Here is a 13,564-nt window from a genome sequence, read left to right as displayed (position 1 = left end):
GAGCACAACCGAAGCCTAGATGCGGCGCGGCCCGGCTGCGCCACCGACCTTCTTCATGGTCGAATGTCGGATATGTTCGACGCCGACAACAGCCTCCTCCTCACCGCCGCCGGTGTGGTGCTGCTGCTCGGCCTCGGCTGCATCATCGCCTGGCTCCCGGCGCGCCGCCGCGACGCCGCCGGACTGCCCACGCGGCTGCTGGTGACCGCGGGCCTCATCATGGGATTCGCCGACCTCGGCGGACTCGGCAGCGTCCTCGGCTTCTCGCTGGCCGCGATGGGCGGGCTGATCGCCTGGGAGGCGCAGCCCCAGCCGGAGGTCCCGCGCCCGCATCGCGGCGGCATCGTGGTGGCGGCTGTCCTGGCCGGACTGGCCGCGTTGGGGACGTTCGAAGGCTGGGGGCCGCTGACCCGGGTCCCGACGGAGTTGCGCGCGGTAGCGACCCTCGTGGTGGCGGCGACGGGAGCGTTGGCGACGCTGGCCATCGCGGATCGCGCCCGGGTGCGGCTGCGGGTCGCGATGCGGCGCCGGTTCGGCCCGGTCCGGCCGCGGCAGCGGCCGGCGATCGCCGGGCTGGCGGCGACCAGCAGGGTGGCGGCGGGCGGCGTGGCGACCCGCGGGGTGACGGCCGGCGGGATGGCTGCCGGCGATGCGGCAGGTGGAGCCCCTTCACTCGCGCTCGGCCCAGCGACAAGCAGTCCCGCCGCGGCTGATCCGGCGGCGGCGACTCTGGCTGATGCGAACCTGGCGACGGCCACTCCGGCCCCGGCCGGCTCGGCGACCGCCGATCGGGCCACGACCGATCCGACGACGGCCGCGCCGACTGCGCCGACCCATGCGATGGCCGGTCGAACCACGATCAGTCCCACCACGAACGGTCGGGCCGAGGTCAGCGGGGCCGCTGATGGAGCGTCCGCCGATTCCGGCGTGGCCGCCGCCGGCGAGGTCGCCGACGACGAGACTGCGGAGGTCGCGGCAGGGGCGGCGACCAGCACCGCAGCACTCGCCGTTTCCCACCCGGATGCCCGACGAGACGGGCACGAACCCGCCGGCTCCTCGGTCTCGGCGATGCCGGTTCAGGAGCCATCGGCGCCGTCTGAACGGTCGGCCGAGCTGGACCGGGCCACGCATCCGGAGCCGGGCGCTGGCTCCGATCCGGCGACCCTGGCCGAGCCGGCGACCCTGGCCGAGCCGGCTGCCCAGACCGAGCCAGCCCCGCGGTCCGAGCCGGCGTCTCGTCCCGAGCCCGCGACGCCGGCCGAGCCAGCAGCGCAATCCGAGCCCGCCGCCCAGCCGACGCAGGCCGCACACGCCGAGCCGGACCTCCAGCCCGTGCCGTCCACCCGGACCGAATCGTCGGAGCGACCCGAGCTCGTGACGCGGCTGGAGCCAGAGAGCGAACCGGAGCCGGTGCAGGAGCGCGAGCTCCAGGCGCGGTCCGAGAGCGTCGCCGCTCAGTCGGCGACTCGCCCGTCGGGCGTGATCCGCCGTACGTTCGGCGCGCCGCGCACGCGCACGAAGCCGCCTGCTGCGCAGCCGCCCGCCGAATCGCCGGCCGACTCGCCGGCCGGACCGCCGGCCGAGCCCGCAGCCGAGCCGCCCGCCGAGGCCGCGGACGCGGCACAGCTCGGCGGCCGACGGCAACCGGCACCGCAGACCGAGAGCACCCGCGCCGGGCGGTCCCGCGCCCAGCTCCGCGACGCTCTCACCAGGAGGCTCGCCGCCACCCGCCGAACGTCCGAAGCCGACGCGGCGGCGACCGAACCGACGCCCACCCAGCCGACGCCCACCCAGCCGAAGCCCACCCAGCAGACGCCCGCCGAGCCGAAGCCCGACGACCCGAAACCGGCCGAACAGCCGGCCACCGAGACCGGCCCGAGCCGCTCGAAGCTCGAGCTGCGCCGGGCCATGAGCCATCGCATCTCCGCGTCGTGGCCGGACCGGCCGCCGACCGAGTCCGGCACCACGAACCGGCCGGCCGACACCGGCACCACGAACGAGCCGACCGACACCGGCACCACGAACGAGCCGACCGAGTCCGACACCGGAAACGCCGAGCCGGCGACGCCATGGCGCACGCGGCTCCGGGCGGCGTTCGGCCGCACCAAGGCGGCTCCGCCAGGACCCGTCGAGGAACCACAGGACGACCAGAAGGGGCCCGACTGGGTCCGCGCCCGCGACACCCTGCGCCGGTTGACCACATCGCGGCTGGAGCAGCTCGACCAAGAGCCGCCGCCGCAGGAGCAGAAGCCCGAGCCACGCGAGGAGCAGAGTGGGCCGGCCTGGGTCCGGGCCCGCGACGCGCTGCGCCGGTTGACCACGTCGCGGCTGGACGAGCTCGACGAGCGGCCGGCGGCTCCGGCCGAGGATGCCGCTCTCCCGCACGATGCCCAGGAGGTCGTCCCCTGGGCCCGTCGCGACGCCTTGCGGCGGCTGACGGTGATCCGGCTCGAGCGGCTGGACGAGCAGCGCGAGCCCGGCGAGGAGCAGCGCAACGGCGCCGCACCGAAGAGCCGGCGCCCCGAGCCGCCGGGCGAGCCGGCGCGCAACGACAAGCCAGCGCGCAAGGACAAACCGGCGCGGGGCAAGGGCGGCGGATCCGTGCCACGCATCGACGAGCGGACCCGCCCGGCGACGCCGGAACCCGCAACCCCGAAGCCCGCGACCCCGGCCGCCACAACCCCGGAACCCGCAACCCCGAAGCCCGCGACCCCGGCCGCCACAACCCCGGAACCCGCAACCCCGGAACCCGCAACCCCGAAGCCCGCGACCCCGGCCGCCACAACCCCGGAACCCGCAACCCCGGAACCCGCAACCCCGAAGCCCGCGACCCCGGCCGCCACAACCCCGAAGCCCGTGACCCCCGAACCAGCGACGCCGAAGGCGACGAAGGACGCCGCCTCAGGGTGGGGCCGGCGGTTGCGTGACGGAGTCCGGGGTCGGCTCGCCCGGCTGGCATCGGATTCGGCCCGCGCCGATCGGGACGCGACGGCTCCGAAGCCGTCGAACGACACGTCGGCAGCCGATCCGGACCAGCCGACGCCGATGCCGGCGGGCAGAACCGACCGGCCGAAGCCGGCACGCAAGCGCGAGCGGCCGGACCGGTCGAGGCCCGATGCGGCCAGGGTCACCGCCAGGACCGTGAACGGCGCCGAGCTTCCGCCGCCGCCTCCTCCTCCCCCGCCACCCCCGCCGGAGTCGGCTCGGCCGGCGTCGGCTCGGCGGCGGACGCCGGTGCGGGTGGTCGGCGTCCCGCCTGGCACGCCGCCTCCTCCCGCGCCACCCGCCGGCTGAACCTCGGCGCCGGGCGGAGGCACTCGCCCGGCCGCCGCCCCCGCGACCCAAGGCCCCGCAGACCGCCGATCCGCCCTACGCCCGCACCCGCACCCGCACCCGCACCGCACCGCACCCGCTCACCCTGCGCCCGCCTGCGCCCTCCTGCGCCCTCCTGCGCCCTCCTGCGCCCGCCACGAAACCGCCCGTCACCGCGTTCGTCAGGCATCCGGACGATCAAGACGGACCGGACTCTTGACCATCTCGGCGGCGCACGGGTAACGTCGGCCGCCACAGGAAAGCGTTTTCCATTGACGTACTTCCGCAAGGAGGCGCGAATGGCCGCACCCTCGACCGCACCCGCCACAGCCAGGCTCGATGCGATCCAGCCACGCGCGTGCTCCTGCGGGCAGACCCGCCGCGCGTTCGTCGACGTGGAGCCGGGAACGGCGAGCGTCCATCTGCTCGACGTCGAAGCCGCCACCAGCCACTACCACCGCAAGGCCACCGAGTTCTACGTGGTCCTGGAGGGCGAGGGCCAGGTGGAGCTGGACGGCGTCGCGCACCCGGCCGGCCCGCTGAGCGCTTTCCCGATCCCGCCGGGCACCCGGCACCGGGCGATCGGCGAGCTTCGCGCGCTGGTCGTCGCCAGTCCCCCAGCGACCAGCCCGACGACGAGGACAGTATTCGATGCCTGAGGTGATCTCCCGGGCCGCGCCGCCCGCACCAGAGACCGACGAGGCGCCCGCACGGCGCACCGCCGCCCAGCGAGTGATCCAGCTCCTCGACGCCGTCTGGCGACCCGCGCTCCTCCTGGTGCTGCTGGTCTTCGGCTGGTGGGCGATCACTGCGGCCGAGGTGTTCCCCGCCTACCTGGTCCCCGCGCCGGGCGACGTGGCGAACGAGCTGATCGAAGAGCGCGAGATGCTCGCCCGGCACACGTGGGTGACGACGTACGAGACGGTGCTGGGCTTCCTGCTCGCCGCGGCGATCGGGATGCTGGCCGCCGTCCTCATCGTGTACTCGCCGACGCTGGAGAAGGCGCTGTATCCGCTGATCCTGTTCGCGCAGGTGATCCCGAAGATCGCCATCGCGCCGATCCTCGTCGTCTGGTTCGGGTTCGGGCCGATGCCGAAGGTCATCCTGGCCGTGCTGATCGCCTTCTTCCCGGTGGTGGTCTCTGGCGTCGCGGGCCTGAGATCGACGGATCCGGAGCTGCTGGACCTGTCCGCGACGATGGGCGCGAGCCGGTGGAAGACCTTCCGGAAGATCCGGTTCCCGAACGCGCTGCCGCACCTGTTGTCCGGCCTGAAGGTCGCCGTGACGCTGGCCGTCGTCGGCGCGGTGGTCGGCGAGTTCGTCGGCGCCGACGAAGGGCTCGGATACGTGTTGCTGCTGGCCAGCGGCAACCTGAACTCGTCGCTGCTGTTCGCCGACCTGATCCTGATGTCCGCCCTCGGTGTCGTCCTGTTCGTCATGGTCGAAGTGGCCGAGAAGCTGCTGATCCCCTGGCACGCCAGCCGGCGGCAGGGCGTTCCCCTCACCACGTCATGAGCACCAGTCCCGATCCCGTCATGAACCCCGCATCGACGCACTCATGAAAGGGCCGATCATGCGACGCAGCCTGCTGGCCACCTCCGCCGTGGCACTCCTCGTCCTGTCCGCCTGCGGTGGCGACGACACCACCGCCGCGAGTGACGGCGACGGCGGCGACCTGACCGAGGTGACCCTGACCCTCAACTGGGTCCCGTACGGCGAGCACGCGCCGTTCTACTACGGCGTCGCCGAGGGGATCTACGAGGAGGAGGGCATCGACCTGGAGATCAAGCCGGGCAGCGGCTCCGGCACGACGGTGCAGCAGGTCGCCCAGTCGCAGACCGACTTCGGCTGGGCCGACACGCCGCCGCTGCTCAACGGCATCACCGAGGGCATGCCGATCAAGAGCCTCGGCGTCTTCCTGCAGACCGGCCCGGCTTCGGTGGAGTTCTTCACCGACCAGGGCATCAGCGAGCCCGCCGACCTGGTCGGCAAGGTCGTGGCGGGAACACCGGGCGACGCGATGTACGCGACGTTCCCGGCCTGGCTGGAGCTCAACGGGGTCGATCCGGCGGACGTCGAGGTGGTCAACGTCGACCCGTCCGGCAAGATCGCGGCGCTGGTCGAGGGCCGCGCCGACGCGATCATGGGCTTCTTCCACGACCAGGGCCCGACGATCGAGGACCTCAGTGGCAAGGACGTCGACGCGCTGCTGTTCACCGACTGGGGCATGAACCTGCTCGGCACCGGCATCATCGCGCACCAGAAGACGATCGACGAGAACCCGGAGCTGGCCGAGGCGTTCGTGCGGGCGACGGCGCGAGCCTGGGAGGCCGCCGCGGAGGACCTGGACGGCGCCGCGGCGGCCATGGAGGAGGGCGCCGACGAGACCCCGCCCGCCGAGGTGCTGCGTGCCCAGCTGGAGCAGAGCATCGGCCTGCTCCGCCTGGACGAGGCCGGCACGCCGGGCGTCAACACCGAGGAGCAGTGGCAGGAGACCATCGACCTGCTGTCCGACGCCGGCTCATTGTCGGACCCGGGCGACCCGGGGACCTACTGGGAGTCGTCCTTCAGCGAGGCCGGGTGAGCACGGAGATGCCGGAGACCATGACGACACAGCCTGCGGCGGCCGCCGGCGAGCAGCGCGCGGCCACGACCATCGACATCACGGACCTCACCTGTACGTTCACCAGCAAACGGAAGCGGACGACGGCGCTCACCGACGTCTCGCTGTCGGTCGAGGCGGGCGAGTTCGTCAGCATCGTCGGACCGTCGGGCTGCGGCAAGTCGACACTGCTGAAGATCGTCGCCGGGCTGGTCCCGCCGAGCAGCGGCGACGTCCGCCTGCTCGGCAACCCGGTCACCGGGCCGCAGCGCGAGATCGGCTTCGCCTTCCAGCGGGCCGCACTGTTGGAGTGGCGCGGCGTCCGGGCGAACATCCTGCTCCAGGCCGAGATGCGCAACATGGACAAACGCCAGGCCGCCGCGCGGGCTGACCAGCTGATCGAGCTGACCGGACTCACGGGGTTCGAGAGCGCGCTGCCGCACGAGCTGTCCGGCGGCATGCAGCAGCGGGTCGCGCTGTGCCGGGCGCTGCTGCACGAGCCCCCGGTGCTGCTCATGGACGAGCCGTTCGGCGCCTTGGACGCGCTCACCCGCGAGCACATGAACGTCGAGCTGCACCGCATCTGGCGGGAGACCGGCACGACGGTCGTGCTGGTGACGCACTCCATCGCGGAGGCGGTCTACCTCGGCCAGCGGGTGGTCGTGATGACGCCGCGACCGGGCCGCATCGAGCGGGTCTACGACGTCGACCTGCCCGCGGTCCGCGACTACGGCGCCACCATGTCCAGCTCGACGTTCGAGGAGCTGGCGCGCGAGATCCGGGTGCTGCTGGGGGCCAGCGGCCACCACGGATGACGCCCGAGCGCCGCTGGTGGAACACCGCCGGCGCGTGGCTCGCGATCGGCACCGGGCCGGCGGCGCTGGTGCTGGGAGCCGGAATCGCCGACCGGCACGACGGCCCCGTGCCGGTCGGCGCGCTGCTCGCCGGCGGCGTCGCGATGACGGTGCTGCTGCTCGTGCCGGGACGGCTCGGGCTGCGGCCACCGTACGGCGAGGGCCGGCCGCTGGCGCAGCTGCTCGAGGCGTACCTGCCGCGCGGCGACCGCACGGTGGTCGGTGCGCTGATGGCGCTGGCGATGGCCGGCTGGCTGGGCTTCAACGCGGGCCTGGGCGGCGCCGCGCTCGGGTCGCTGCTGAACGTGCCGAAGTGGGCCGGCGTGGTGGTGCTGGGCCTGCCGCTGCTGGCGATCGCGGCGGCCGGCCAGCATCGCTGGAACGCGCTGGCCCTGGTGACGACGGCGGCGGCGCTCGCGCTGATCGTCGTCATCGCGACACACGGCTCCCCCGCCGGTGAGCCGCCACTGGACGCCGGCTTCGGCACCTCGTCGACGCTGCTCACCGACATCGCCGTGTTCGTCGGGTACGTCGCGGTGTTCGGGCTGCGGGCACCGGACTTCACCGCCGGGTTGCGCGGCCGCGGCGACCTGTGGGCCTGCACGGCGATCCTGGTGCTGCCGACGCTGGTCGCGGCGACCGCCGGGACGATGATCGCGCTGCGCAGCGACTCCGCCGACCTCGTGGCGCACCTGCGCACGTCGGACCTGGGGACGGCACTCGTGGTGGTCGCGGTGGCGGCGCCGTGCCTGACGGCGTTCCACTCCGGCGGTCTGGCGCTGCAGTCGGTGGTGCCCGCCCGGCTGGGTGGGGCTGCCCACCCGACGGGCGGGCACCGGCAACGGCTGCCGGACCGGGCGGCGACGGCGGTCATCGGCGTCGCCGGGCTGGCCCTGGCGCTCACCGGGTTCGAGAACGCCCTGCTCCCCTGGCTGACGGTGCTCGCCGCGGTGCTGCCGCCGCTCGTCGTCCCGCTCGGCTGGGAGGCCCGGGTGCGACGGCGGCAGCGGCGCCCGCCGCGCCCCGTCAGCGCCGCCATGTGGCTGCCCGCCGCCACGCTCGGCGTCGTGCTGACGATCGCCGGCGTGCCCGGCGCCCCGCTCGCCGGCCTCGCCGCGGCCGTCCTGTGCACGGCCGGAATGCACGGATATCACCGGATCCGCCCGAGCCGTTGACTCGGCCCGTGCCCCGCCGTTACGGTACGAGCAACACACGGAAAGCGCTTACCACCGCGAGAAGTTCATCGTCGAACAACGAAAGGTGGAGTCGCCCCATGTCCCGACGCCTGATCGAGCGCCGTGCCTTCCTGCGCACCACCGCCGCAACCGCCCTCGCCGCAGGAGCGGCGACCGCCGGCGTCCTCCCCGCCGCCGCCGGCAGCGGCCGCCGGCCGATCCCCCGCCCCGCGATCGGCATGCACCTGTACACGATGCGCCGCTCCCTCGCCGTCGACTTCGCCGGCACCGTCCAGGCGCTCGCCGGCATCGGCTACGCCACCGTCGGCGTCAGCGGCCGTCACGGCCACAGCGCGGCCGCCATCCGCGCCATGCTCGACGCCGCCGGCCTGAAGGCGGTCCTCGAGCACGTCGGCTACGACCGCCTGACGAACAACCTCGAGGGCGCCTGCGAGGACGTCCTGACGCTCGGCGGCCACTGGGTCGTCACGTCCAGCCTGCCCGGCTCGCTCTACACGCTCGACGGCATCCGCCGGGCCGCGGCGGAGTTCAACCGGGCCGGCGCGGTCGCCGCGACCTACGGGCTGAAGGTCCTGCACCACAACCACGACGCCGAGTTCCGCACCGACGGCGGCCGGGTGCTCTACGACGTGCTGCTGGAGGAGACCGACCCGGACCTCGTCGGCTACGAGCTCGACGTCTACTGGGCCGCCCGCGGCGGTTACGACGCCGGCGACTACTTCGTCCGCCACCCCGCGCGGTTCCCCGCCCTGCACGTCAAGGACATGGCGCCGGGCGGCGGGTTCGCCGACGTCGGCTCCGGGACGCTCGACTTCGCGGCGATGTTCGAGCACGCGCACCGCGGCGGCGTCCGCCAGTTCCTCGTCGAGCACGACAACCCGGCGGACGAGCTGAGCACGGCCCGCAACAGCTTCCGGTACCTCCGCGACCTGCGCTTCTGACGGGAGGCGGCGCATGCTCCGAGCAGGGCTGGCCGCCGTCCTGGCGGCCTCGGCGCTCACCGGTGGCGGCCTGGCGACCGCCGCCGAGGAACCGGCGAACGAGAGCTTCGACGCGCTCGTCTTCTCGCGCGTCACGAACTTCTACCACGACTCCATCCCCGCAGGTCAGGCGTTGATCGAGCAGCTCGGCGAGGAGCACGGGTTCAACGTCACGGTCTCCGACGACCCGGGGAACTTCACCGACGAGACGCTCGGCGAATACGAGGTGGTGATCTTCAACAACACCAACTCGACGCCCCAGGCCGGCGATCTGCTGAACGCCGAGCAGCGGGCCGCGTTCGAGCGCTACATCCAGGCCGGCGGCGGTTACGTCGGCATCCACTCCGCGTCGGGCACCGAGCGCGACTGGGAGTGGTACGGCGAGCTGGTCGGCGCGTTCTTCCTCAGCCACCCCGCGGTCCAGGAGCTCGAGGTCGAGGTCGACGACACCGTGCACCCATCGACCAACCACCTGCCCCAGGAGTGGACCCGCACCGAGGAGCCGTACGACTTCGTCACCAACCCGCGCGGCGACGTCCACGTGCTGGCCAGCTACGACTCGACGTCCTACAGCGGGCACCGGATGGGCGCCGACCACCCGATCAGCTGGTGCCAGAACTTCGACGGCGGCCGGTCCTGGTACACCGGGATGGGGCACGCGTCGTCGGCGTTCACCGACGAGCCGCTGTTCGTGCAGCACCTGCTCGGCGGCATCCAGTGGGCGGCCGGCGTGGCCGAGGGCGACTGCGGCGCGACATCGGAGCACAACTTCGAGAAGGTCCAGCTCGACGGCAACACCGACGACCCGCTGGCGATGGACATCGACGACACCGGCCGGGTCTTCTACGTGCAGCGCGGCGGCGACGTGAAGGTGTACGACCCGGCGACGGCACGGACGGAGCTGGCTGCGACATTCGACGTACTGGTCGAGCACACGCACGGCATGCACGGCATCGTGCTGGACCCGGACTTCGCCACCAACCGCTGGCTCTACCTGTACTACTCCCCGCGGGACGAGGAGAACACCGTCGTCGCACGGTTCACCTATGACGAGGCCACCGGCACCATCGACCCCGGGTCCCGGGTGACGATCTTCGAGCTGCCGTCGCAGCGCGAGGTCAACGCGCACGAGGGCGGCGGCATGGACTTCGACGCCGACGGCAACCTCTACGTCGCGACCGGCGACAACGCCTCGCCGTGCTGCGGCGGCTATGGCGCCACCGACGAGCGGCCCGGGTTCGAGTACAACGACGCGCAGCGATCGTCGGCGAACACCAACGACCTGCGCGGCAAGGTCCTGCGGATCCACCCGGAGGACGACGGCACGTACACGATCCCCGAGGGCAACCTGTTCCCGCCCGGTACCGAGAACACCCTCCCGGAGATCTACGTCATGGGGCTGCGCAACCCGTACCGCATCCACGTCGACCAGGAGACCGGCTGGCTGTACTGGGGTGACGTCGGCCCGGACGCCCGCGTGGACAACCCGGCGCGCGGTAGCCGCGGCTACGACGAGTGGAACCAGGCCCGCACCGCCGGCAACTTCGGCTGGCCGCACTGCATCGGCGCGAACCAGGCGTACAACGACCACGACTTCGCCACCGGCGAGTCGGGCCCGCTGTACGACTGCGCCGGCGGCCCGGTCAACGACTCGCCGAACAACACCGGCCTGACCCAGCTGCCGCCGGCCCAGCCGGCCTGGCTGCCGTACCAGTACGACCTCACGCCGGAGTACCCGGAGCTGGGCACCGGCGGGCGGCTGGCGATCGGCGGCCCGACGTACCACTTCGACGGCGACAACCCGTCGGAGGCGAAGTTCCCGGAGTACTACGACGACACCGTCTTCATCGCCGAGTGGACCCGCAACGCGATCTTCGAGGTGCAGCTGGACGAGGACGGCCAGCCGGCGATCATGAACCGATTCCTGCCCGGCGTCGAGTTCCTGCGCCCGATCGACCTGCAGTTCGGCCCGGACGGCTCGCTGTACGTCATCGAGTGGGGCTCGAACTACGGCGGTTCCGGCCGCGGCGACCCGAACACCGACTCCGGCATCTACAAGATCAACTACGCCCAGCCTGGCGAGCGGTCGCCGGTGGCGCGGGCGTCGGCCGACCCCACCTCCGGGCAGCCGCCGCTCGCCGTCCGGTTCAGCAGCGCGGGCTCCGGCGACCCGGACGAGCACGAGATCACCTACGCGTGGGACTTCGACTCCGACGGCGTCGTCGACTCCACCGAGCCGAACCCGTCGCACACCTACACCGTCAACGGCGACTACACCGCGCAACTCGTCGTCACCGACCCGACCGGACGGACCGGGGTGGCGAACGTGCCGATCAGTGCCGGCAACACCCGGCCGGAGGTCGAGCTGGTCGAACCGCTGGACGGGCAGGTCTTCGACTTCGGCGAGCCGGTGCCGTTCGAGGTGCGGGTCGACGACGCCGAGGACGGCGTGAGCGGCGGCGGCGTCGACTGCGAGGACGTCGTCACCCAGCCGGCGCTCGGGCACGACCAGCACGGTCACCCGCTGGAGCAGTACACCGGCTGCACCGGCGAGATCGAGACGATCGTCGACGACGGTCACGACGAGGCCGACAACATCTTCTACATCGTCGACTCGACGTACACCGACCGGGGCGGCGACGGCGTCGAGCCGTTGACCGGCGGCGACTCGGCGATCCTGCAACCGCGGCACAAGCAGGCCGAGCACTGGACGTCCGCGAGCGACGTCGTCCTCTACGACACGCAGGAGGGCACCGGGAACCGGATGGTCGGCCAGATCGGCCACGGCGACCACCTGTCCTACGAACCGGTGAACCTGCGCGGCGTGAACCGGCTGACGTTCCGGTACGCGTCGGCCGGGACCGGCGGGACGGTGACGGTGCGGCTGGACGCCGTCGACGGGCCGGTGGTCGGCAGCGGGCGGCTGGAACCGACCGGCGGCGCGTACGCGTTCGAGGAGGCCGACATCGCGGTCGAGGACCCGGGTGGCAGCCACGAGCTGTTCCTCGTCTTCACCAACGAGCCCGGTGACGACTACCTGTTCAACGTCGACTCGTTCCGGTTCGGACACACGCTGCTCGACGGGGTCCGCGCGGCGCGGGCGGCGGTGCGGGAGTTCGCGGCCGCCGCCGACGCGGTGGAGCTGACCGAGGAGCAGGCCGCGTACGTGGCGAGCGCCGAGGAGCGGATCGACCGCGAGCTGACGCTGGCGATGGACACCGCGACCGACGACCCGGCGTTCGCCCGGTCGCTGGACCGCGCGCTGATCTTCGTCAACCAGACCCGGCAGTGGGTCGCCGGGCGAGGGCTGCCCGCCGCGCTGGCGACTCCGCTGGACGAGGCGGCGGCCGCGCTCGAGGGCGTCATCGGCACCGTCGACGGCGTCAGCGCCACCTTGGCGGTGGACGGCGGCGCGATCACCGCGGGCGAGACGGCCCGGGTGACGGCGACGCTGACCAACGGCGGCACCGCGGCCGTGCGGTCCCCGGCGGTCTCGCTCGACCTCCCCGAGGGCTGGCAGGCGGTCGCGGCCGGTCCGACGTCGGCGACGTCGCTGGCCGCCGGGGCGACGCTGACCGGAGCATGGGACGTCGCGGTCCCGGCCGGCGCGACGCCCGGTGAGGTCGCGCTGACCGGATCGGCGGGGTACGCCCACGTCGGCCGCGAGCGGGTCACCGTTGCGCTGTCGGCGCCGGTGGTGGTGCGGCCGGCGGTGTCGGCCGACGCGGTGAGCATCGGCGCGCCGCTGTTCGCCGGCCGGTCGTCGGCCGCGTCGGTGACGGTGACGAACCACCGCTCGGCTGCCGCCGCGGACGTGACGGCGACCGTGACCGTGCCCTCCGGGTGGACGGCCGGCTCGGCGACCGCGACGGTGCCGCCCGGCGGGTCCGCGACGCTGGAGGTGCCGGTCACCGCGCCGGCCGGCGGCGTCACGGCCGGGCCGCTCGCCGAGGCGACGCTGACCGCGTCCGTCACCGCGACCGGCGTCGTCGTGGCCGGGGCGCCTGCTGCCCGCACGTACGCCGTCCCGCACGGCGACGACCTCGTGCTGGCCCTGGACGGCGGCTCGGACACCAGCCCGGTGCTGGAGTCGTACGCCCGGCTCGCGCCGTCGCACGCGTGGAGCGCGGAGCGTGGGTACGGCTGGGTGACGGGCGCGCCGCTGCAGCGCGACCGCGGCCGCCCGGACGCGCTGCGGCGCGACTTCGTGCTGGACAACCGGGGTCCGGGCGTCCTGCGGGTGGCGCTGCCGCCAGGGCCGCACACGGTGTCGCTGCTGACCGGCGACCCGGACTTCTCGACCTCCGGGTTCGTCGTCGAGGCGGACGGGGCGGTGGTCGTGCCCGCGCGGGCGACGCTGCCGACCGGGTCGTACGCCTGGGAGCAGTTCACGCTCGACGGCGGCACGGAGGGCCGGACGGTGGACCTGCGGTTGTCGAGTCCGACCGGCAACTACTGGCGGATCCTCGCCCTGCTCGTCGACGACGGCGCGGCGTAGTCCAGAGCTCGGCCGGCGGCGGGACGATCCGCAGCGTCCCGTCGCCGGCCGGTTCGGCCTCATCCGCCCCGCCCCACGTTGATCTTGGAATTGTTCGGCCAATCCGGGCGAAATGTCCGATA

Annotated in this window: 8 protein-coding genes; all 8 read left to right on the top strand. The window is 73.4% G+C overall.

Translation table 11 applies throughout. The features are described from left to right. Window positions 1-72 precede the first annotated feature (72 nt). The 8 genes from DZA62_RS08285 (at window position 73) to DZA62_RS08250 (ending at window position 13,442) form a co-directional block, all read left to right on the top strand. On the top strand, window positions 73-3,294 hold the full coding sequence (locus DZA62_RS08285; RefSeq protein ID WP_116948393.1) for a hypothetical protein: 3,222 nt from the start codon (window positions 73-75) through the stop codon (window positions 3,292-3,294). A 317-nt stretch (window positions 3,295-3,611) separates the two neighbouring features. Further along, window positions 3,612-3,971 (top strand): cupin domain-containing protein, encoded by a 360-nt coding sequence (locus DZA62_RS08280; protein ID WP_116948392.1) that lies wholly within the window; start codon window positions 3,612-3,614, stop codon window positions 3,969-3,971. Further along, complete coding sequence (locus tag DZA62_RS08275) at window positions 3,964-4,827, top strand: ABC transporter permease (protein ID WP_116948391.1); 864 nt, start codon at window positions 3,964-3,966, stop codon at window positions 4,825-4,827. The genes DZA62_RS08280 and DZA62_RS08275 overlap by 8 nt, the downstream gene beginning before the upstream one ends. Before the next feature lie 58 nt (window positions 4,828-4,885). Beyond that, window positions 4,886-5,896 carry an ABC transporter substrate-binding protein gene (locus tag DZA62_RS08270; RefSeq protein WP_116948614.1) on the top strand — a complete coding sequence of 337 codons (1,011 nt, stop codon included), beginning with the start codon at window positions 4,886-4,888 and terminating at the stop codon, window positions 5,894-5,896. A 20-nt stretch (window positions 5,897-5,916) separates the two neighbouring features. Then, complete coding sequence (locus DZA62_RS08265; protein WP_198663539.1) at window positions 5,917-6,729, top strand: ABC transporter ATP-binding protein; 813 nt, start codon at window positions 5,917-5,919, stop codon at window positions 6,727-6,729. Continuing rightward, complete coding sequence (locus DZA62_RS08260) at window positions 6,726-7,943, top strand: hypothetical protein (RefSeq protein ID WP_116948390.1); 1,218 nt, start codon at window positions 6,726-6,728, stop codon at window positions 7,941-7,943. The genes DZA62_RS08265 and DZA62_RS08260 overlap by 4 nt, the downstream gene beginning before the upstream one ends. A 98-nt stretch (window positions 7,944-8,041) precedes the next feature. After that, on the top strand, window positions 8,042-8,905 hold the full coding sequence (locus DZA62_RS08255; RefSeq protein WP_116948389.1) for a sugar phosphate isomerase/epimerase family protein: 864 nt from the start codon (window positions 8,042-8,044) through the stop codon (window positions 8,903-8,905). 13 nt (window positions 8,906-8,918) lie between these two features. Next, window positions 8,919-13,442: a ThuA domain-containing protein gene (locus DZA62_RS08250; protein ID WP_116948388.1), complete on the top strand. Its 4,524-nt coding sequence runs from the start codon at window positions 8,919-8,921 to the stop codon at window positions 13,440-13,442. The last annotated feature ends 122 nt before the right edge of the window (window positions 13,443-13,564 follow it).

The organism is Jiangella endophytica (assembly GCF_003427025.1).
Taxonomy (GTDB): domain Bacteria; phylum Actinomycetota; class Actinomycetes; order Jiangellales; family Jiangellaceae; genus Jiangella; species Jiangella endophytica.
The sequence above is the reverse complement of the archived record's forward strand: the minus strand, read 5'-3'. Positions and strand labels throughout refer to the sequence as shown.

Coding starts and splice junctions, on each gene's coding strand:
- DZA62_RS08285 (WP_116948393.1), top strand. CDS start 73: ATGTTCGACGCCGACAACAGCCTCCTCCTCACCGCCGCCGGTGTGGTG.
- DZA62_RS08280 (WP_116948392.1), top strand. CDS start 3,612: ATGGCCGCACCCTCGACCGCACCCGCCACAGCCAGGCTCGATGCGATC.
- DZA62_RS08275 (WP_116948391.1), top strand. CDS start 3,964: ATGCCTGAGGTGATCTCCCGGGCCGCGCCGCCCGCACCAGAGACCGAC.
- DZA62_RS08270 (WP_116948614.1), top strand. CDS start 4,886: ATGCGACGCAGCCTGCTGGCCACCTCCGCCGTGGCACTCCTCGTCCTG.
- DZA62_RS08265 (WP_198663539.1), top strand. CDS start 5,917: ATGACGACACAGCCTGCGGCGGCCGCCGGCGAGCAGCGCGCGGCCACG.
- DZA62_RS08260 (WP_116948390.1), top strand. CDS start 6,726: ATGACGCCCGAGCGCCGCTGGTGGAACACCGCCGGCGCGTGGCTCGCG.
- DZA62_RS08255 (WP_116948389.1), top strand. CDS start 8,042: ATGTCCCGACGCCTGATCGAGCGCCGTGCCTTCCTGCGCACCACCGCC.
- DZA62_RS08250 (WP_116948388.1), top strand. CDS start 8,919: ATGCTCCGAGCAGGGCTGGCCGCCGTCCTGGCGGCCTCGGCGCTCACC.